At 43.0% G+C, this 22,139-nt stretch carries 16 protein-coding genes and 4 tRNA genes; 9 read left to right on the forward strand and 11 right to left on the reverse strand.

Going from position 1 to position 22,139, the window contains the following annotated elements:
- Positions 1 to 1,419: an efflux transporter outer membrane subunit gene (locus QNI22_RS36825; protein WP_314519202.1), complete on the forward strand. Its 1,419-nt coding sequence runs from the start codon at positions 1 to 3 to the stop codon at positions 1,417 to 1,419.
- Positions 1,420 to 1,812: 393 nt separating this feature from the next.
- On the opposite strand, the gene QNI22_RS36830 is transcribed toward QNI22_RS36825, so the two are convergent.
- The 9 genes from QNI22_RS36830 to QNI22_RS40440 form a co-directional block, all read right to left on the reverse strand.
- Positions 1,813 to 2,700: a dienelactone hydrolase family protein gene (locus QNI22_RS36830; protein WP_314519204.1), complete on the reverse strand. Its 888-nt coding sequence runs from the start codon at positions 2,698 to 2,700 to the stop codon at positions 1,813 to 1,815.
- Between the two features lie 72 nt (positions 2,701 to 2,772).
- Positions 2,773 to 4,425, reverse strand: coding sequence for a carboxylesterase/lipase family protein (locus tag QNI22_RS36835; protein WP_314519206.1), 1,653 nt, complete (start codon positions 4,423 to 4,425; stop codon positions 2,773 to 2,775).
- A 559-nt stretch (positions 4,426 to 4,984) separates the two neighbouring features.
- Positions 4,985 to 5,422 (reverse strand): hypothetical protein, encoded by a 438-nt coding sequence (locus QNI22_RS36840; protein ID WP_314519208.1) that lies wholly within the window; start codon positions 5,420 to 5,422, stop codon positions 4,985 to 4,987.
- A 21-nt stretch (positions 5,423 to 5,443) separates the two neighbouring features.
- Positions 5,444 to 5,524: transfer RNA gene (locus QNI22_RS36845), tRNA-Leu, on the reverse strand.
- Positions 5,525 to 5,535: 11 nt separating this feature from the next.
- A tRNA-Leu gene (locus QNI22_RS36850) sits at positions 5,536 to 5,620 on the reverse strand.
- A 9-nt stretch (positions 5,621 to 5,629) separates the two neighbouring features.
- Positions 5,630 to 5,703 (reverse strand) — tRNA-Leu (locus QNI22_RS36855).
- Positions 5,704 to 5,762: 59 nt separating this feature from the next.
- A tRNA-Leu gene (locus QNI22_RS36860) sits at positions 5,763 to 5,836 on the reverse strand.
- A 491-nt stretch (positions 5,837 to 6,327) separates the two neighbouring features.
- Positions 6,328 to 7,593: a leucine-rich repeat domain-containing protein gene (locus QNI22_RS36865; RefSeq protein WP_314519209.1), complete on the reverse strand. Its 1,266-nt coding sequence runs from the start codon at positions 7,591 to 7,593 to the stop codon at positions 6,328 to 6,330.
- A gap of 33 nt (positions 7,594 to 7,626) precedes the next feature.
- The gene (locus QNI22_RS40440) at positions 7,627 to 8,127 is read right to left on the reverse strand and encodes a leucine-rich repeat domain-containing protein (protein WP_419836267.1); all 501 of its coding nucleotides are present in this window, start codon (positions 8,125 to 8,127) and stop codon (positions 7,627 to 7,629) included.
- 231 nt (positions 8,128 to 8,358) lie between these two features.
- Between QNI22_RS40440 and QNI22_RS36870 the strand changes: the two genes are divergently transcribed.
- From QNI22_RS36870 to QNI22_RS36905, 8 genes are all read left to right on the forward strand, one after another.
- Positions 8,359 to 10,782 (forward strand): hypothetical protein, encoded by a 2,424-nt coding sequence (locus QNI22_RS36870; protein WP_314519211.1) that lies wholly within the window; start codon positions 8,359 to 8,361, stop codon positions 10,780 to 10,782.
- Between the two features lie 53 nt (positions 10,783 to 10,835).
- Positions 10,836 to 11,351 carry a Riean_0653 family protein gene (locus tag QNI22_RS36875; protein ID WP_314519213.1) on the forward strand — a complete coding sequence of 172 codons (516 nt, stop codon included), beginning with the start codon at positions 10,836 to 10,838 and terminating at the stop codon, positions 11,349 to 11,351.
- Positions 11,352 to 11,390: 39 nt separating this feature from the next.
- Entirely contained in the window at positions 11,391 to 13,088 is a 1,698-nt protein-coding gene (locus tag QNI22_RS36880; RefSeq protein WP_314519215.1) for a hypothetical protein, read from the forward strand.
- Between the two features lie 64 nt (positions 13,089 to 13,152).
- Positions 13,153 to 13,404: a hypothetical protein gene (locus tag QNI22_RS36885; RefSeq protein ID WP_314519217.1), complete on the forward strand. Its 252-nt coding sequence runs from the start codon at positions 13,153 to 13,155 to the stop codon at positions 13,402 to 13,404.
- A 12-nt stretch (positions 13,405 to 13,416) separates the two neighbouring features.
- Positions 13,417 to 14,349 (forward strand): hypothetical protein, encoded by a 933-nt coding sequence (locus QNI22_RS36890; protein WP_314519218.1) that lies wholly within the window; start codon positions 13,417 to 13,419, stop codon positions 14,347 to 14,349.
- Positions 14,349 to 14,861 (forward strand): hypothetical protein, encoded by a 513-nt coding sequence (locus QNI22_RS36895; RefSeq protein WP_314519220.1) that lies wholly within the window; start codon positions 14,349 to 14,351, stop codon positions 14,859 to 14,861. The genes QNI22_RS36890 and QNI22_RS36895 overlap by 1 nt, the downstream gene beginning before the upstream one ends.
- Before the next feature lie 44 nt (positions 14,862 to 14,905).
- A complete protein-coding gene (locus tag QNI22_RS36900) occupies positions 14,906 to 16,765 on the forward strand; it encodes a TonB-dependent siderophore receptor (protein WP_314519222.1) in 1,860 nt (619 codons plus the stop codon).
- A gap of 1,202 nt (positions 16,766 to 17,967) precedes the next feature.
- On the forward strand, positions 17,968 to 19,092 hold the full coding sequence (locus QNI22_RS36905; protein WP_314519224.1) for a serine hydrolase domain-containing protein: 1,125 nt from the start codon (positions 17,968 to 17,970) through the stop codon (positions 19,090 to 19,092).
- A 533-nt stretch (positions 19,093 to 19,625) separates the two neighbouring features.
- On the opposite strand, the gene QNI22_RS36910 is transcribed toward QNI22_RS36905, so the two are convergent.
- Both QNI22_RS36910 and QNI22_RS36915 read right to left on the reverse strand, forming a co-directional pair.
- Complete coding sequence (locus tag QNI22_RS36910) at positions 19,626 to 20,546, reverse strand: helix-turn-helix domain-containing protein (protein WP_314519226.1); 921 nt, start codon at positions 20,544 to 20,546, stop codon at positions 19,626 to 19,628.
- 317 nt (positions 20,547 to 20,863) lie between these two features.
- Positions 20,864 to 21,637, reverse strand: coding sequence for an SDR family NAD(P)-dependent oxidoreductase (locus QNI22_RS36915; RefSeq protein ID WP_314519227.1), 774 nt, complete (start codon positions 21,635 to 21,637; stop codon positions 20,864 to 20,866).
- Positions 21,638 to 22,139: the final 502 nt, after the last annotated feature.

A 22,139-nucleotide genomic window follows, 5' to 3' on the forward strand; every position in this document is an offset into this window, starting at 1 on the left:
ATGAAACCATATAATCGATATATACTAGCAATTATCTTACTGATCATATTTCTTTCCTCCTGCCGTGTAGGGAAAAGGTATAGCCGGCCAGAGTTGAATATACCTCAGCAGTATCGTGAACAGCCATTGTCTGTCACAGCAGATACGGTGTTGTTGCCCTGGAAAACCTTTTTCAAAGATGCTACATTAGTAGGATTGATCGAGAAAGCGCTGTCTACAAACAATGATGTGGCAGGGGCAGTGATGAACATGCAGCAAGTGGAGCTGAGCTACAAACAGGCAAGATTGGGATTGTTGCCAACTGTCGACCTGAATGTGTCTGCCAACAGAAACTGGCTTTCCAAAAACTCGCTTAATGGTTCGTTGAGTGAACAGTATCTGGGAACCCGTTATATGGATGATTACAGTGCCACACTCAGATTATCCTGGGAAGCTGATATATGGGGCAAAGCCAGAATGCAGAAAGAGGGGGCTCTGGCTACCTACTTTTCACAAAAAGAAAATCTGTCTGCCTTGAAAACACGGATCATTGTACAGGTGGCTCAGGCTTATTACAACCTGATTGCCCTTGATGAACAGTTGAAGGTTGCCAAACGAAATGTCGAACTGGGTGATACTACCTTAGGTATGATCCAGCTACAGTATAACTCAGCGTTAGTGAATTCGTTGGCAGTAGAACAAGCCGAAGCACAGAAAAAGACAGCCGAGCTGCTGGTTCCTATGACTTTACAGACTATCGCTATACAGGAAAATGCACTGAGTATCCTATGTGGTAGTTTTCCTGACAGTATCACCAGAGCCAAAAGTCTCGCTGCCGTAATGCCAGATGAAGTATTTCCCTCAGGTGTACCTGCGGCACTGTTAAGTCGCAGGCCGGATGTAAAAGCAATGGAGTATATGATAGTGTCAGCCAATGCACGTACCGGATTAGCCAAAGCAGCATTGTATCCAACGATAAGTATCACACCATCTATAGGATCTAACTCTTATTTGTTTAACACCTGGTTTGATCTTCCGGGCTCACTGGTAAAAAGCGTGGGTGTTGGCCTGACACAACCCATTTTTCAGAAACGTTCGCTTAAAGCCGCTTATGACATTGCCTTGATTGATCAACAGAAAGCATCCGCTCAGTTCCGGCAATCTGTGTTAACAGCAGTAGGCGAAGTATCCGATGCGTTAGTAAGATCAAAATATGCAGATGAACGGATTGAGCTGGTAGAGAAGAAGAAGGCCTCTCTTACAAAGGCAACCAATGATGTTATGATGCTTTATAAAAGCGCTATGGCAACCTATCTGGAAGTGATTACGGCTCAGAACAATGCGTTGCAAAATGAACTGGAGGCTATTACAATCCGAAGAGATAAATTAAACGCGATTACAGATTTGTATCGGGCTCTTGGTGGAGGTGTTGAAAATTAGGATTTAAGCTGATATCTGTAGTTTTGTATAGAGTATCAAAGTAAAGACCTGACATTTCTGACAGAACAGACCCCTGTAAAAAACATTTTTTAAAGGGAGGCAACTATGTAGTTAGCTTAACTGTATGGTTAACAATATTTTACAAAAAAAGGATTATGGACATTGTATATTCAGTCTGAACACGAATGTTAATTTGAAAATTTTTAAATAAAATAACGTTTTGTTTATCAGACACTTAAAGGGCGGCAATGCTATTGCCCTTTCAAAAAATGTTTTTTACAGGGGTCTGTTCTGTCAGAAACGTCCGAAGTCTCTTATCCTCATCAAAGAGTTGCCTTTTCACTAACAAAGTCAACAGCAAGGCAACTCTTTTTTACTCTTACTTCAACAAAACTACTTTAATTTCTCCTTGAAGAAATCAGTAGTACGCTTCCAGGCAAGTTCGGCAGCGGCTTTATCATATCGGGGAGTGGTATCGTTATGGAAGCCATGATTGGCATTGGCATACATATACTCAGTGTATTCCTTGTTATTTTCCTTGAGTGCTTTCTCATAAGCGGGCCATCCTTCATTTACACGGGTATCCAGTTCTCCATAATGTATCAGCAATGGTGCTTTTATTTTGGGAACGTCTTCTGTAGCGGGCTGTCCACCATAGAAAGGAACGGATGCTGCCAGATTGGGGATACGAACTGCCATCATATTGGCAATCCAGCCACCAAAGCAAAAGCCTACCACACCTACTTTACCGTTACAGTTTTTATGTTTGCTCAGGTATGCATCGGCTGCAATAAAGTCTTCGAGCATTTCATTTCTATCCCGCTTACTCTGTAAGGTTCTGCCCTCGTCATCATTACCCGGATAACCACCAAGAGGGGTCAATGCATCTGGTGCCAGTGCAATAAATCCGGCCAATGCAGCCCGTCGGCAAACATCTTCAATGTGCGGATTTAGTCCTCTGTTTTCGTGGACTACCACAATCCCTCCTAGCTTCTTTTTGGTATCCGCAGGCATCGCCAGCAAACCTTTGATAGTGCTACCTCCTTTTGGAGAAGAATATTGGACATACTCTGTTTTTAACCGCGGATCATCGGGTTTGATCTGAACCGCCCCTATATAATCTGGCATTAAAAAACTCATCAATGAGGTTACTGTTAAACCCCCTACTGCATAAGCAGATAGCTTCTGCATAAAATCACGTCTGTCAATACGGCTATGGGCATAATCGTCATACAGATCAAATACTTCCTGTTTAATGTCTTCTTTGTTTAGTTGGCTCATATGGGTTTGTTTATGAATATATGTAGTACTAAGTCATGAGTTTATAAACCTTTACACTTTTATGGCAGTTTCTTATCGGGCTGCTGTTTTCTTACCAGCAATCTGCTCTAATAGCTGGTAACGTTTGTTTTGATCTGTCTGTGCAGCAGAGGTTACATCAATTTTCATTAGCTGTACATCGCCCTGAGAACCTACAACTGACCATTTTGGTAAATTACCTCCATTGGGATTACCTGTTTTAATAAAGTTGGCGAAATAAGCCTGCATGGTTTCAGATACTTTGTAATCTTCTTTTGTCCAGGAGTAAACCTTGTTGGTAGACAGATTACCCATAGCATACTCTATCTCTGCTGAATGCACAGCACCCCGGGCCGGAGGCATTTTTATGGCAGTAGGATCATTGGCTTTGACTACCCCACCTGCCATACCTGCTGAAGCATCACCCATTTCAGGCGTCATCGGTGGACGGGGACGAGTATAAAAATAACGGTATACAGGCTTCCCTCCTGTTTTACTATGCAAATCAATCCACTTCCAGGTACTAAATGCTGTACCCCGGTCACTGGCTAGTTGGGTTCCCATATCCATTACCTGTTCCTGTGTGGAAGCCGGATATAGCTTTAGTACCTCTCCAGCCTGTTCGCCAAAATGTTTTTGTAGGGCTTTTTCATAATTTTCTACAGTAGGAGAATCTTCTCCCAATATGGATCTGTAATTTGCTTCTTCTGAATTCCAGCCTGCCAGTAGGGGTACATGCGCCTGTTGGCCAGACTGAAAAATGGCAACAGGAAAGTCTGGTAGAAAATATCCATCAACGATGGGTCTGAAACGTGGTGTCTCAGGTTTGGCTGTAGTTTCCAGAAGCTGATCTGCTGGCATGTTACGTAAAGCTTCTAATGTAGTAGCCCCAATGCTTTTGGCATAATTCAATCCTATTTCTTCAGCCTGAGCCAATGTAGCCAGTGGTTGCAGCGAAAGCAATGAACCACTTTCTCCAATGGCACCAGCAATCAGATTTCGGGATAAGGGTGAGGCCATCTGAGCAGAAACAGAAGAAGAGCCAGCAGACTCTCCGGCAATGATTATCTTTTTAGGATCACCCCCAAAAGCAGCAATGTTTTGCTGTACCCAACGTAAAGCCGTACTCTGATCCATCAGGCCATAATTACCTGATGCCTTATGCGAAGATTCTTTGGTTAATTCCGGATGTGCCAGAAATCCAAACACACCCAAACGATAATTGACTGTAACGGTCACAATTCCTTTCTGGGCCATATTCTCACCATCATACCGGGGCTCTGAGCCATCACCCGCCATATAGCCACCTCCATAATAATAGACGAGCACAGGCAGTTTCTCATTTCCAGATTTAGCGGGAGTCCATACATTCAGATACAAACAATCTTCACTCATACCATTGGAACGAAAGTTCATATCTCCGAATACCGCCCGCTGCATAGCCCGTGGGCCAAATTTGTCCGCTTTCCGCACTCCTTTCCAGGGTTGAGGCGGTTGAGGCTCCTTCCACCGCAACTGGCCTACGGGAGGAGCTGCAAATGGAATCCCTTTAAATGCACGAATGCCACTCTTTTCTGTGACGCCTTCTACTGTGCCCTGGGCTGTTTTAACAAGAGGAGAATTAGTGGAAAAGTCACGTTTTGGCTGACCAATAGCTGTACACAGTAGACCACTAGTGAATAGAAGCAAAAAAATAACGCTTTTCATATACAAAGTATCGAATGAACATATAGGTGTAAATGTTAAGGAGGCTTCTTTGTATGGAATGATAGCCTAAATATAGATGTATCTTCTGAAGAAATACGTAAATCAGAGAAAAAATCATTATGCTTATTTTTTGCTGTCAACTAACCAGAGGCCGTTTTGATAGGATTGATAGGCCTTTTCAGAAGAATTGGGGAGAGGGGTTTCTACAAATATGTTTAAAAAATATCCAACGTTGTCGAATTACTATCCCTAGGCCTGCTTTTTTCACAAACTTTTCAGGACACTGTGTATAGTTCTATACATCAGAGCGATTTGATTGAAACAACGCGTGTGGATTCTTTTTGCGGTGAATTATGCTCAAACACAAAACGTGCGGTTTATTCCGTTCAGAATAATTTTTTGCGGTTAATTCAACGCATTAGCATTTTTGCGGTGAACTCTGGGCAAAAACTGTTTTGACAGAGGCAAACGCCAAATCATTTCTTCAAATGAAAATGCATAGAACCATGCACAACAAAATTACATAGGCAGAGTTCTATGCATAAAGTTCTCAATATTATTAGTTGTAGTATTCGACTTCAATCTGCAACTGGCGGGTGCCGTTGGTATCATAGTTCACTTCCATCCGGATATCCCGGATATATTGCCACTGCCTTTTTCCAAATATCTGCGAGTTAAATTGATAGACACCCGTTTGCTGACGGATCAGAATATCTTTTTTAGCATAAATTGAGATAGCATTTTTGATACTAGGCACGCTGATTCTCAATTCAGAAGCAATCCTTTTCTTTACACCCATGCTGATAACAACTTCCCCATCTGCATCCATTTCCATCAACAGCTCAAACAAAATTTCATTGGCCCATCTGGGAAGGTCGTAGAAATAGGCCACATCCATCAGAAACTGCTTCAGACGTCGGGATTGTTTTTTTGAAATTCGTGTTGCATCCCTGCCATCCATTGACGGATCAGAAATACAGATTTCAGCTGTTTGCATAGATAGTACAGTTAGAGTTTGTGTGCCTGGGGAGAATCGAACTCCCACGCTAAAAGCCTCAGATTTTAAGTCTGAGATGTCTGCCAGTTTCATCACAGGCACAAAGTAATTCATGGTGTCCACAAAAGGATTCGAACCTTTACTCTGTTAAGAATCCGTGTTTGAGACGGATGTGTCTACCAGTTTCACCATATGGACAAATACATGTATCCCTGGTGCGATTCGAACGCACACCCTCTGGTTCCTAAGACCAGTGCCTCTGCCAGTTGGGCTACAGGGACATTACTAAAACAAAGTTTTCAACTCACTCTCATTGTGAAATAAATATTTCTGACCTACGTACCCGGAGTGGGATTCGAACCCACAAAGCCGTGTTTCTGAGACACGTATGTATGCCAGTTCCATCATCCGGGCATAAATAAAAAAGCCTCCTTACCAATGGCAGGGAGGCTTTTATGCATCATTGAATCCAATTACACATAAGGCTCCCTTGCCTTCCAGAGTAGGAGTGCGAGTAATTGCAATAAGAAGAATGTGTAAGAGGTACTCATAGTTTTGTTTTCTGTTTGAAAATGTATTACTGGTGCGGGATTGTGGTAACGCTCCACATCCTCAGCTTTTTCAGAGCTGCGCTTCTACTTAGTTAGCTTATCCCACATTAAAAAACTCTATGTAAAACGAAAAAGCCCCAACTAGTTGCTGGGGCTTTTCATATTGTTATGTTCAGACAATACTAGTTTACCCCATCTTGAGCAGATAGTAGAAATAAGTAGAGACTAAACAATAGTTGCGTTTTCATGTTACAAATGTATGCCTATTTTTTAGTTTGCTCCAAACCTGTGATGGTAAATAGTTTTGATGACTGTTTATGAGTAGTCCAGTAGCAGTTTCAAATAAACTATAATTTATTCTTCTTCCAAATCATACTCATCTTCCAGATCAAAAAAGACACTACACTTTTTGGGGAACAGTGCGCGTATACTGGGTTTATCTTTTTCTGAAATAAGATTATTATCTAAGGAGACCATGTCTAACCTTTTTAGGTTACTAACCTCAGGTGGCAAATTTATCAGTTGATTCCCGTATACTGATAGTCCTTCTAGCTTTCTCAAATTACTAATTTCAGAAGGAATAAATTGCAATTTATTATTGTCAAACTCTAACCTATCTAAATTTTTCAGATAGCAGATTTCCAGAGGAAATACAGAAAATTGATTATCACTCAGATTCAGATATTCTAATCGTTTCAGATGGGCGATTTGAGAAGGTATACTACTTAAGTTATTCTGTTTTAATTGTAGAGAAGTTATATTTGTTAGTTTACCTATTTCTGGAGGTAAAAGTTGTATATTGTTCTGTCTCAAATATAGCCCTGTCAGATTTTTGCATTTACTAATCTCTTTTGGTAAAGATTCCAATTGATTTTCAGATAGATTTAACTCTAATAAATTTCTCAAATCGCCAATTTCTTGAGGTAATGAAGCAATTCTATTATAAGACAAGTCTAGATCAGTCAAGTTCGACAATTTGCAAACCTCAACAGGAAAACTTTGGATTTGATTGAAAAATAAATCCAGAAAAGTAAGTTCACGAAGATCTCCTATACTCGCAGGTAACGAGGAAAGTCTGTTTTCTTTAAGGTAAAGCTGCATAAGATTACTCAGCTTTCCAATTTCTGATGGCAGGGCATAAAGTTCATTCTTATTTGCTATCAGGTAGTTTAATGCAGACAAATTACCGATTTCAGCAGGTAATTCTCTGATTTTATTAGATGTCAGAATTAGAGTACTCAGTTGAGTAAGTTTACCAATAGTAGATGGTAAGGAAATTAGCTGATTATTACTAAGATCCAGTTTTTTTAACTTTGCTAATTCACCTATTTCATCTGGTAAGATTTCAAGTTGACACTGTGAAAGATCTAGAATTTCCAGATTAATAAAATATCGGATTTGTTTAGGCAAAAATGCCCCATTTACTTTAGACCATTTGATTTCCTTTGTGGAAACAATATTGGTTAACTTCTCGATGAAAGTCTTATCTGTGTTTTCAGAGATGAATACCTTAAAAGCAATCTCAATATCATTTTTGAACTCTTCACTATTTATCTGGAAGGACTTTATAATTTCCAAAATACGATCAGTATCTTCTTGATAGGAAAGAAGTAATTGCATTATCTTCCCGTTGTACGTTGTTAACATAATTCTTTATTCAAATCTGATATTACAATTGTGCACCCAAGATCTAATTTTACTCCTCTCTTGTTCAGAAAGCGGATTACCTGACAAATTCAGATTTTTCAGGTTCTTAAGCTCACCTATTTCTATAGGGAGTGACTGTAGATTGTTGTTACTCAAATTTAAATCTGTTAATTGTAATAGCTTAGAAATCTCGACAGGTAGGACTTGAAAGTTATTATTAGCTAATCTCAACGTTTCCAAATTATAACAGTTCCATATTTCAGAAGGTAATGTATCTAATCGAGTGCCTCTATTATCTGATATATTCAATGCCCTAAGATTTTTGCACTTGCCAATTTCCGGCGGGATGGTGGTCAATATATTACCTCTCAGATTCAATATTTGTAATTTCTCAAGAGTCCCAATCTCGGCAAGAACTTCTGTAATATTATTGAGTGAAAGATTTATCTCTTCCAAATTGATAAAATACTTAATCTGGAAAGGTAAAGAATCTACATACTCAAACAAGAAATATAGCCTGACAGGCTGCTATAGTTGTTTGTTTAGCCAGAAGATGTTTGAAAAATAGTATCACTGCCTGTGTCTGAATCCGCATGTGTGCAAATACACATATTCATGTCTTTTCAGGTGGAAGCAATCTCTCTAGTTTTACACTCATTAAAAGTGAACAGAAGTTATTACACCAATAAGGCCTTGAAGCCTTTACCAAACCGAGCCATCTTACCCAGTGTCTGAACTATGAAACCCATTGGCGATTATCGTCAGGTACTCCCTACACTACACTCTCTACTTGCTTGCATCTTCATTTGCATCGGAATGAGCTTCTCTGCTTGCCGGTATCAGCCTGGCCAGATACCTCTTCCCGAATATGGAGTGTTATTTGTACCCATGCCTCCCACCGTGCAACTCGATAGTGTAAATGCTCGCAGTTTGCCAGTGCAACTACATGGAACCATTACCGCACAGGGCTCGGATACAGTGACCCGGTATGGCTTTGCATTTTCAGCATTCAGGGCCGTGCCAACCGTTAGTGACAGTTTAGTGGCCGTTACGGGTAAGCCAGCTTTTTTTCCGTTTGCGTTTCACCTTTCCTCGGCTTTATTTAAACGGGCTACCCGCTATTATGTGCGAGCTTTTGCGGAAAATGCTCAAGGCGTTTCCTACAACAAAGATGTGCTGCAATTGCTAGTCCCTGACAACCGGATACTCCCTGAAGTGGCTTTAAACGACATCGAAAGCATAGCCGCTACCAGCGCCAATGCCAAAGCAATTCTTACTTCAGATGGTAATACACCCATTACCGCTTATGGTGTGTGTTATTCAACCACCAGTACTAATCCGACCTTAGCAGATAAAGTACTGGTAACAGGTAGCGCTGTAACAGGTAGTGCTGTAACAGGTAGTGCTGTAACAGGTGCGTTGCCGTTTGGCTATGCGCAGGCACTGTCCTCACTTACAGATAACACAACCTATTATGTGCGGGCTTTCGCCAGCAATGCGCTGGGGACAGCATATAGTTCAACGGTCTCTTTTAAAACCACGGCTGTACCCACGGCAGCTCCCACTGTCCAAACTGACAATACGGTCAACATTACAACAACCACTGCTACGATAGATGGCACTTTAGTCAGCCGGGGCACAGCACCCATTATACAATATGGGGTGTGTTATTCGCCCAGCAATGCGACACCGACCCTTGCCAACACAGTGGTAGTAGCGGGCACTACGGATCCTGCTACCTTTCCTTTGTCTTTCTCGGCAACCCTAACCGGACTCACCCAACGCACAATGTATTTTGTACGCACCTTTGCGACCAGCAGCGTCGGAACCAGTTATGGCGTGGTGCGTTCATTCACTACAAGCACACCAGTAGCAACACCGCCCAGTGTCCAAACCAACGAGGTGGTAGCCACTTCAATCACCACCAGCTCGGCTACAGCCAGCGGCACTCTTCTGACTGATGGAACGGCCAGCATTGTACAGTACGGATTCTGTTACTCAACTACTAATCCCAACCCGACTACTGCTGATGCACTAATCACGTCCGGCAACGCTTCACCGACCAGCTTTCCGTTCAACTACACGGGCAATCTGACCGGGCTGGCAGCCGGAACGGTTTACACCCTACGAGCCTTTGCGCGAAGCAGTGCGGGCACCAGTTATGGCGCAACCAAGACGTTTCGGACCATTGCCGCTGCAACAGCACCGCCAACGGTGCAAACCGTTACCATTCATTCCATCAGTTACAATTCGGCCAGTGTTTTGGGAAATCTGACCAGTTCCGGAACTGCTCCTGTAACCGAATACGGGATTGTATACTCGGCCACAAATGCCAATCCGACTACTGCCGATAACAAACAAGTCACAGCTAGTGCACAGCCAGGGAGTTTTCCGTTCGGTTTTACCGGCAATCTGAGCCGACTTGTCCCCAATACTACCTATGCAGTAAGGGCATATGCGACCAGCAGTGTCGGAACCAGTTACGGAGCTGTCCAGCGTTTTACTACCCTGGTGGCCACTCCCAACGTTACTACAGACCGTGTCGTGTACAGTGAAGCCAGAAATTCGGTAACGGCCAGCGGTTCGGTCCAGTCGGCTGGGGTATCGGCAATTACCCGCTATGGATTCTGCTACTCGGCTACCAGTGCCACACCTACCATTGCCGACAATCCAACCGATGTGGGTACGACGGTAGGGAATGTTCCTATGGCATTTTCGTATTCCTTTATCCGGTGGGCACCCGGCACCTATTACGTGCGGGCCTATGCTGCCAATAGTAATGGTGTAGCCTATGGGAGTGTCATAGTGGTAGGGGTGTATGTGAATCCGACTATTACGACCGACCGGACTGCAACCAAAGACAACGCAGCCGGTATTCAGACACTGTTTGGCAGTATCTCATCAGGTGGCTCAGCCGTTATTGACGAATATGGCTTCTGTTACGTGCCTTCAGCCAATGCTACAACCAATTTTCAAGTCGGTGACCAGACTGTGAGTGTAGTGCGCAAGACCAGGCCTGTACCCGCCAGCTTTCCCTTTGGATTTAGCCTGGAGGTAACCGTGCCGCAAAATACCGACTACTCTTTCCGGGCCTACGCCAAAACGGCCAATGGCTATGTATACGGAAGCATCCATACTTTTTATATAACCTATAAACCTTAATTCACCTACAAGCCTTACTATATTCTTTCATCTTCTAAAACTTCTTTTCAACCATGTTATTATTTCTAAAAAAAGCCTGTTTCTCCCTTGTATTGCTGGTTTTGATCAGTGCCTGCAAAAAAGAATCGAACAATCCCGCTCCCAATCAGAATGTCTATGTAAAAGCGTCTGTGGATGGGAAAAGTTTTCTTACTGAAGGCACACCCAGCCCTAACCAGATGACGGGTGGCAGTGCCATATTCAGCCAAACAGACAACAAACTCTATATATATGGCACAGGTACCACAACCCTACTGGCCATTACCGTATATGGATTTCCTAAGAAAACGGGTACGTATGCTCTGGGAGATGCCGATGGGAAAAATTCAGGAACTTATGTTGACAATACCAACTCACAGGATCCGATTTTCTACACAACCAACAGCGGACGTACCGGCCAGTTAGTCATTACGTTTTTTGATGGAAAAACCATAAAAGGAACCTTTAGCTATACTACCTACAACACCCAGAAAAAGAAAGAGGTCAGTGTGACCAATGGCGAATTGGATGTAACCTATAGTGAAATCTAAGGTATTGTTGTCCGGCGATGAAACACTATCTGATCTACTATGAAACGCTATCTGAGTGTGCTATTGTCTTGTCTAGGGTATTCGTTGCTGGCTCAGGATTTAAGTACCCTGAGCCAGCAGAAACCCCTCACGTTTCACGGAGGTATTAACGTACGGGGAATGTTCTACCATGTTGAGGGAATCACAAATCGCCGCCAACCTTTTTCGTATCTGATTACTGGGTCACCGACACTGAGTCTGTATGGGTTTTCCATTCCGTTTACTTTTATTGTATCCGAGCAGGAACGTTCATTTCGCCAGCCGTTCAATCAGTTTGGTCTGAGTCCTTCCTATAAATGGATCACTCTGCATGGCGGCTACCGCAACGTGTCCTTTTCTCCTTTTACACTGGATGGTTATACCATGCTGGGCGGCGGGGTTGAGCTGCGGCCCGGCAAATGGCACATCGGCCTGATGTATGGCCGTCTGAACCGGGCAGTAGTCGCCAATCAGAACCTGGGCGATCTGCAGGCAGTATCTTTTAACCGCCGGGGCGTTGCCGGAAAAATCGGCTACGGTAGTGATACCACCCATGTCGAGTTTAGTTTTATCAAAGCCAAAGACAACGCCACCAGTGTGGAGTATCAGAACATAGGTCAGGATACACTTGGTGTTTTGCCTGTTACACCCGCCGAAAATCTGGTGATGAGCCTGGGAGGACGTGTTGGGTTGTTAAAATATTTCTTTGTGGAGGCCGAAGGTGCGGTGAGTATTTACACAAAAAATAACCGGAGTAGCATTGCCATAGACAGTACCGTTGCCCATATTCCTGCATGGCTTCCTACTTTAATGACCATCAATGCCAGCACCGAAAATAACAAAGCCCTTCGCGGGGCGATTGGCTACCGGCAAAAGAAATACGGATTCAGCCTGCAATACCGTCGCATTGATCCGAACTACCAGTCGATGGGGGCATATTTTTTTCAGAACGATCTGGAAAACATCACCCTCAACCCGATGGTACTGCTCTGGCAAGGCAAGATTCGATTCAACGGCAGCCTGGGGATTCAGCGCGACAATCTTTCTGGCCAAAAGCAAGCCACGGCCCGCCGGGTCATTGGCTCGCTCAATGCTTCGCTGGCCTTAAGCAGCCGGTTTGGCATCGAGATGGCTTACAGCAACTTTGCCACCTCCCAAACACCCATTGCCGTTAAATTTAACGATTCGTTGCGCGTAGCCCAGACTACGCAGAATTTTTCCTTTACGCCACACTATTTCATTTTGGGAACGTCCCGAAATCATGTATTTACCCTTTTAGTTAACTACATGACGCTGAATGATCTGAGTCTGCTGAACCAACAAAGAAATGTGCACTCGACCAATGCCTTTTTCAATTACCAGATCACTTTTCAGGCCACAGGGCTTAACCTGTCGGCAGGCTTGAGCTATGCCCGTCTTCAAACAGCGATGCTCACCTCGGGCAATCAGGGACTTACCTTAGGAGTGGGCAAAAGTTTGCTACATAGCAAACTTACATTACGACTAAATAGCTCAATTTTACAGAATCTGCAAGGGACCGCCCAGACTATGCTTTATACCAACGGACTGTCGGGGTCATACCAGGCCACCAAACGACACAGTCTGAACCTGACTGTCAATTACATACAGAGCCAGGGAAGTGCAGAATCGCAGCAGGCAGGTGGCTATCCCACCTTTACCGAGGTTCGTGGTGATGTAGGTTATAACTTCACTTTCTGAGTAGCTGAGCTCTGAGTAGCTGAAAATTGACTAATTGAAGATAGGATGTCTGAAAATAGTATCTGTGAAAATAGAATGTCTGAAGATAGGATCTCTTTCACAGGCAAAACCCGGCAGTGCCGGAAAAATACAGAACACGAAACACATGAAAACGCTGTCTTTTTTACGAACGTATCTACCCGGCTATCTGGCTTTTATACTTTTGGGCTGGGCGGGCCATGCGACACTGGCCCAGACACTGCCGGTTAAACTGGTCCTTACCGTGACACCTCCCTATCCGGTATCGGTCAGTTACTATGCTGATCATCCACAGTAGGTAATCGTACAGATGATCAACCTGAGTCGGCAGCAGCAAAGTTTCCGCCTGGTCGGAAGCATCAATGGTCTGGACAACAATGTCAAAGTAGTGGCCAAAGACCGGGGTGCTTCGGGCGTGATTACCCTTAATCCGCTAGAGAGCCGTCAACTGACTGTTGCTGAGATTCAGGATTTGTTTGATTCGAGAAAACTAGCCTTTACCGGCATCACTTATCGTCGTACGCAGATTGACGATGGCCTTCCGGAAGGATTGTATACTGTATGCGCGTATGCGGTAGATGCCGTACGAAACAATCTGCAGCTGTCCGAAGAAACATGTAGTAATTCCTTTCCGGTTACCAATCTGGAGCCACCTATTCTAATTACTCCTGTCGCAGATGCCGAATTGCCGGCTTTGCCTGTTCAAAACCTGCTATTTACCTGGACAGTACCAGCTTCGGCACCTCCGACAACCGAATATACCCTGCAGATGGTTGAAATCGTGCCGGGGATGAATCCCAACAATGCGTTGCAGGCAGCAACGGTACCGGTTTTCTTTGAACGCACTGTGCAAACAAACACATTACTCTATGGACCGGCAGATCCGCCCCTGGTGGCTGGGCGAAAGTATGCTTATAGGGTCACGGCTACAGACCCCATGCAAAAGGCTGTGTTTCGCAATGGCGGACGAAGTGAAGTACATACATTTACCTATCTGAGCAACGTTTCTCAACCCATGATGACCGCCTCACGTATCCGGCTGATCAGTCCCAGTGATTCACTGTGGGCATCAGGTAAAATACCCGTCATGGAAGTCAATAAGCAAAAACCTTTTGGCATATTCTGGTTTCCTGGCAGTGAATTTGTGACAGTTGACAGTTCACAGGTATATTACGAGACGATTACCTATCAGGAAAATGGTCTCACCAAGACCAGTAAAATCAGACGGGGTCTGATATTCTGATGATCAAAAAAGATTTGCGGTATACGATGGAAATTGCCGATGCTAATACGAGTAACATTTTACTCTCCCAGACGAGTAAAAACCTGTTTTATTACTCTGCCATCAAGCCACTTTCAGTACTAACACATGAATCGTTCTATACCATCCGCATTACTGGAACCGACACGGTTACCAATAAAAAAGTGGCCCAGTCAGACAAGGTAAAATTTCTGTACAAAATCATCCCGGATGACATTTCCAAATGGGATGTGACCCTGACAATGCAGCTTGTGTATCGGTACGATTCAGACACAGAAACCTATCCCTACCAGGGCAGTGCCAGGCTGCGCAAATTTTACGCCGTGGTTGACACCACTGCCGGTAAAGGTACTACAGGAACAAAGTTGATAAAAGGAATGATTCCCGTTCAGCAGGTCAATCCGGCAGAGTACTCTTCCACACTGGCTACTGCCAATACTGACTCCGATGGAAAGCTAACGTTTACCTTCAATGATGTGCAGCAGATGGTGTAATCCGAAATGTAAGTGGGGCTACCCGTATTGAGCACTGGGCTGATTTGTATACACGTGTCAATATGCGGGGTGCCAGAGCTGCTGCTTTTCGGAATGGTGTAAATCTTACTTCCAACTGGGGTCCGCTCAATGAAGATATGAGCTTTGTAGATCACATTGAGTTTGTAAAAGGTCCGGCAGGCTTTCTGATGTCCAATGGTGATCCGAGTGGCATTTATAATGTAGTAACTAAAAAGCCAACCGGAAGAGATTTTAATGGACAGGTTGGGTTTACCTTGGGTAGCTTTGATTTATACCGTGGCACATTGGATCTGGATGGAAAACTGGACAAAGCAGGAAAAGCCTTATTCCGGTTTAATCTGATGGGGCAAACAAAAAACTCGTTCCGTCCCTATGAATTCAATAACCGTCTCAGCGTTGCTCCTGTCCTGGCCTTCAAACTGGATGACAAAACCACCCTGACACTGGAATATACCTATCAGCGTGCAAATATGTCTGATCCGGGATCGGTTTACTCGTTTGCTCCGAATGGATTTGGAACTCTGCCACGTAATTTTACCACCTTACTGCCTGGCATGGAACCAACAATCATCAACGACCATAGTGCCTTCATTAATTTGCAACATCGGTTGAATGCAAACTGGAAGCTGACCGGACAACTGGCATATTTCAACTACTCACACACAGGCACAAGTATGTGGCCGGATATAGTTAATGCAGATGGAACAATGATACGTGCTGTAGGTAATTGGGATGCAGAAAGCAACTATAAATTTGGGCAGATATTTCTGAATGGTGATGTACAAACAGGAGCTGTACATCACCGGATTCTGGCAGGTCTGGATCTGGGAACAAAAAAATACATAGCTGATTTCTATCAGTATCATGTATTGGATTCTGCAGGAGCAGAATTTGATCCTCACAAACCTGATTATAATACTCCTGTCAATGGCTATCCGGTTTGGGATCGTACGACGCCACTTAAGCAGAGAGCCGCTTACGTTACCTCACAAGCCTATACGGGAATCTATCTTCAGGATGAACTTGGCTTTTTAGATAACAAAATACGTCTTACCCTGGCAGGTCGGTATACGTATGTGAAACAAACGGATTATGGGGTTGACTACAATGGAGAACGAGTAACGCCAAGACTAGGGCTAAGTATTACTCTGGATCCTCAAACATCGTTGTACGCTTTATATGACCAATCCTTTGTTCCACAGTCGGGTGTGTTAAGAAGTGGCGGAAAAATCAAACCCATTACCGGAAATAATATGGAAGTGGGATTGAAAAAGGAATGGTTTGACCAAAGATGGAGCAGCACGGTGAGTTTATATCGGATTCTGAATACTAATGAACTGACCGATGATCCGGATACTGCAGGAGCCGTACCCTATTCTGTCGTTCTGGGGCAAAAAGTTGCACAGGGTATTGAAGTGGATATTAAAGGAGAATTGCTATCGGGTTTGAATATGGTTGTCAATTATGCCTATACGGATTCAAAAGTCACAAAAGCTAACGAAGCGGTTGAAGCTATTCAGGTAGGCGACCGTGTTCCAGGCTATGCTACCCATAACTTCAATGCCTGGTTAACCTATACCTTACAAAAAGGTGTACTGAAAGGCTTGGGTCTTTCCACCGGAGCTACCTATCAGGTGGACCGGGATAGCTTTAGCTGGCTTAATCATGATGGAATTGCAAGGCTGCCTGATTATTTTCGTCTGGATGGAGGTGCTTTCTGGAAGGGAGAAAGGTTACGCATTACAGCCAATGTGTATAATATCCTGAATAAATACCTGTATAGTGGTGGATATGAGGATTGGACTGATCCTAACCCTCATTATTACTCCTGGCAGGTAGAAGCTCCAACCAACTATAGAGTAAGCGTTAATTATACGTTTTAACAGGTCTCACTACGGAAAAGAGATTCAGAAAGTAAATCTCTTTTCTACAGACATACTAACTATTTCATACTTGATAGTAAACCAAGAACATCTTAATTCAATCAGTAAAGCCGATCCTTTGAAAGATCGGCTTTTATTTTTCATCTGTCCTTTCCTGAAATAGGTTGGCGTTAGGAAAGGATTACATAGAGTCCTTAGTATTTACTCCTTGCCAGGATTTTTATTTCGAGCTCTTTTTGATGAACTGTATTTTGATCAACAGTATTTGATGTTTAAAGTTTAACAATAAGCTCTTACGTGATTATATAAATCAGATTATATAAATCAACGGCTTACCCAAGCATTGTTTAACTTACTCAACGGTTTTCGGGTTAAGCATAAGCACGTTGATAAGGATAAATTTCCTACTCTTGTGAGCACTTTAGATGCGCTAGATCAAATTATATAACAATTGCCTATAGGCAAAAGACATGCTCTCTCCTTGTAGTAAAATCTGAATTGTAGCATTAGTTGTGAGCAACCACTTTCTATTTTAGGAAAAATGCCAGAAATTATAAATATAGCAAACCAATGCAGGGAGCAAAGAAATCCTATCCATCTGCCTGTTTTTTGATCTGGTTGATTTGTAAGCCCCAAAAAATTCAGACAGGGATCAAACCGAAAAAATATTAGATTTATTCACCGCTTTGCCATGTCATTATAAAAAAGACAATTACTGCGAAGCAATTTCTCAAACCTGTTAGCAGTAAAGCTCTCTTTTATAAAGGACTCAGATCAACAGCCGTGATATTTCTTAATGAGACAGACAATAAATAACACTAATAGTTCAACAAACCACTTTTTGACTGGCTTGTAGTATGTTATAATAAATACTAGTATCTGAATCTGTTATTACTATATTTAGTATTAGTATATCTGTTATTACGCTATGGGATCAGATACTATATAGTTATTATAGCACATTCTGTTTATGTATAAAATAGTCAGCGACTGCATGCTCCAATCAAGACTATAATAGATTATTAGTTAGTAAATCAGTTAATAGAATAGATTTAAAGAGTATACCACATTTTTTCATTTCTCTCGATGAATCAACTCATTGCCGAAGATGGAAATATGAATACTAAGCATACAATAAGCCAGCTAAAGAAGCTTGGCATTCATTAAAATTTTGGGTTTTCATCATCATTTACAAAGAAATCATGAAAAATTACCCATACTACCCTTTTCGCCTTCTCCTGCTAGTGGTTTGTGGCATTTTACTAATTACTGGTATTGCCTGTAGTCAAACATTGCAGCAGCAAGCGGACCAATATATAACTGACTTAGTCAAAAAAGGAAAATTTAGCGGAGCTGTTTTGATTGCCAAACAAGGCAAAGTCCTCTTAAGTAAGGGATATGGATATGCCAATAGCGAATCAAAAAAAACAAATACTCCCCATACCATCTTTCGTATAGGTTCTTTGACCAAACCCTTTACCAGTGTGCTAGTCCTGCAGCTTGTCGAACAAAGCAGAATTGACTTAGATAAACCCCTGTCAACCTATTTCCCATCAGAGCAGACAACAGAAACTAAGCTAAGTCAGATAACAGTCAGGCAGCTTCTGCAACAGACTACTGGTTTAGCTGATTACACTGAAACCCAATTAAGCTGTACTGCTTTGGACCAACACCCAATACAGCCTAAGAATTTCCTGACCTGCCTACCAGAGTTGTCACTTGAGTTTGCACCTGGCAGCAGGTTTTCCTACAGTAATACAAATTATTATTTATTAGGGCTATTACTCGAGCAGATAACCGGTCAGACCTTCCAGCAGCTTTTGTATGATAAAATCCTGCACCCCTTAAATATGAAACGCACAGGTTACCTACCCTCCGAGTTGCAATCTTCCCAATCACAGGATTTTGCCCAAGGCTATACCCTCAGGGAAGGAAAGGTGGTCCCAACTCAGATAGAAGACATTGGACGAGCTTATGCAGCCGGAGGCCTGTATTCTACAGTGGAGGATCTCTATCTTTTCGATCAGGCATTGCGAAATGAAACATTGCTCAAAAAGGTTACAATTCAGCAAGTATTTGCCGAAAACAAAGCTGTCCAGCCAAGTTATTATGGCTTTGGCTGGTATGTGAGTCAATCGACAGCTTATCAGGACTACCGAACGTTTCATGAAGGGGGGATTGATGGTTTTTCTGCTTGTATAGACAGGTACCTGACCAATGGATTGTGTGTGATCATTTTGAGTAATCTGGAATTTACTGAATCCAGAGTAGATCTGACTGAACCTATTATTGATCTGGTATTTAAAACTAGCATATCGAAAAAATAAGAATTAGAAATAAGAATTAATGACAGTATATTGTCTGCAAACGACTTGCGCGCCTACTGTTGGGGGCTGCACCTGGGTTCCAAGCGGCACATTTGTTGGAATTTTGTAGATCAAATCGCAGGCCAAAGGTCGAAATACCCTTACAAAGCACAGTCGTGGCCTTTTATCATTGTTTAGGCGAAATCTGATTGTCCAGATACGAAAAACTTCCGTGCGCTGCCGGACACGAATGCAGCACCAGTTGTGAGACTGAATGTTATGCGACTGAATAATAACAGCAACCTGTCTGGAATTCAGGATGCATCATTTATCCGGTCTGGAAGATTTTGCCTAATTCATTAAAAAACAAAGAGCCGATTACCCGGCAGGGGAACCTGAGCTATATGCCAGGTGGCAGCAGGGACAATATATGTATTCGATGTTTACCACTCACCATATACAACTGGCTAGCAACCGCTATAAAAATCATACCAGGACAAGCAGCCTGGATTTTATAAAGTTGTTTGTTAAGTAATCCTAAACACTTGCCTACATCAATTGAAAGCAGCCCTGAATTGCACAGGTGACACCTGGGTTTTCATTTTGAACAGCCTGCTGAACGATTGAGGATGCTCAAAACCTAACTGATAAGCCACTTCGCTGATGGTAAGGCTTGTGGTAGACAACAGTTGTTTTGATCTTTCGATTAGCTTTTGATGGATATGCTGTTGTGCGCTTAGTCCGGTGAGTGCACGCAGCATGTCACTTAAGTAGTTAGGGGTAAAGTTCAACCGCTCTGCCAGGTAATGTACCGTAGGCACCCCATGATTAAGCGGCTGTTCCTGTTCAAAATATATATTTAGCAGCTCTTCCAATTGCTCAAGCAGGTCACCACTCACCGCCTGCCGGGTCAGGAACTGACGTTTATAAAAGCGTTTGGCATAGCTCAGGAGCAACTCGATCTGAGCGATGATTACCTCATGGCTAAAGTCATCGATGCGGCTGTTTAATTCTTCCCCAATGAACTTGTAAATGGCAAGCATTGTAGCTCTTTCCTGTTCAGAAAGATGCAACGCCTCGTTGCTGGCATAAGAAAAGAAGCCATAGCCTTTAATCTTGTTGACTAGCGGATAGCCTTGCAGAAAATGCGGATGAATGATCAGTGAATAGGCTTGGTTATCCTCGTATTTTTCCCTCAAGCTGCCTACCACCTGATTGGGAGCAGTGAATATAAGACTACCCTCATCGAAATCATAATAGCCCTGACCATACCTGAATTTTCCGCCTAGCTTGGTAATGAAAGAGATCTTATAAAAGCCTGGCACATAGCTGCCCGGAAGCTGGTTCAGGCTTACTTGTGTTTTTGTGGCATCCAGCAAACTGATCAACGGATGTACAGGGCCGGGAAGACCCAACATCTTGTGCATGTCTGGTATAGATTCCAGCTTTCTGACTTTAGGCGTTTCATTTTTCATATTCAAAGACAATAACGATGACCGGTGAAAATTGTAATCACCAGTCATCCATTAAAATTAGTTGTAAGAATAGCAAACAGGCAGTGCCTTTTCAAAACATACTATTTTCTACTCTATTTTTTTATGATCTTTTTGTTTCTCCTGTGAGATCTTCGTGCAATACGGTATCTGAGTGCAGATACGATATCTGATTGGATATGTTTTCCACTTAAAAAGCCAAGAGTTTGGGCAAAGATTGCTCCAAAAGATAATTGTAATCCAAAACCCTAAATATATTCTTAATCAAAGTACGCTTCCAGGTACCCGAAAAACACCACTTACCAAGCGAGAAGGCCATCCGGACCGGTAAAGGTAGCCGTTGGTCCATCGGTCTCCAGTGCCACCCGGATGGGTTCCCGCGAACCTACCTCCACTGAATCAGTGCCCTGAAAGTTATTCAGTGCGGTAGCCGTAAAGCCGGGACTAACGGCATTGACCTTGATATTTTCTTTTTCCAATTCAATGGCAAAAGCCAGGGTAATGGCATTAAGTGCTGTTTTGGAAGCAGCATATACAATCCCGAAATGATCTCTGGCCCAGCAGGCCGGATCAGAGATCCAGGTGAGTGAACCTAGGGCACTTGATACATTGACAATACGGGCTGCCGATGATTTCCGTAGCAAAGGCAGCATAGCCTGCGTAACGGCAATCACACCAAATACGTTGGTTTCCCAGGCAGTCCGTACCTCATCCAGCGATGCGGTACTGGCACGGCCAGCCTCGGTGATTTCTTCCAGTGTGCGACCGGGCTTGCCTGCATGTGATATACCCGCATTGTTGACCAGCAGGTCCAGGCATCCATGCTCTTTCTCAATTCGGGTTACGGCAGCACTGATGGAAAGCGGCTGTGTGACATCCAGTTGAATGGCCTGTGAATTAGCTTTAATTTCAGCAGCGGCCTTCTCACCATTATTCAGATTGCGTGATCCAACATATACACTATACCCCTGAGCCGCAAGTGCTTTTGCGATTTGAAAACCTACCCCCTGGTTGGCACCAGTGACAAGGGCAACCCGCTGTGTATTGGCAGATGATTCACTTTGGTTTTTCATAAGAATAATAACTTAAGAATAATAACTAATGATAAGCAAGGCAAAACTCAGCAATTATTGTCTTCTGGAAATAACCGAATCAAGGACATTTGTAACCGAAATAAGGCTGTGGTCTAAAATGTATGATGGAAAGAAAATCAGAATCAGTCTTTGAAAACCAGTTAAACCGGAATTATGAGACATTAGTTTTCAATTGTACGTATAGAAAGGTTGTGATGCATATAAGGCAAAAGCGACCTTGTTAAAATTGTTCATTATCAGGAAATTATCTTATCACACATTTTAGGCCATAACCCGAAATAAAATGTATTCCACCAAGCCAATGCATTGGGCATCGACTTGGTGGAATACAGATTTACATCTGAAGCATCCTTCTCTCTATTAACTATACAAATCCATCCTTAGATCTCCTTTTTTCATCATTTTTTACCCTAATCGTTGATTTCGGCACAACGACCATTAATACGGCTACATCCATTTTTTTTTAGCACAGCATCTTTGT

It is taken from the genome of Xanthocytophaga agilis, assembly GCF_030068605.1.
In the GTDB taxonomy this organism is placed as follows: Bacteria; Bacteroidota; Bacteroidia; order Cytophagales; family 172606-1; genus Xanthocytophaga; species Xanthocytophaga agilis.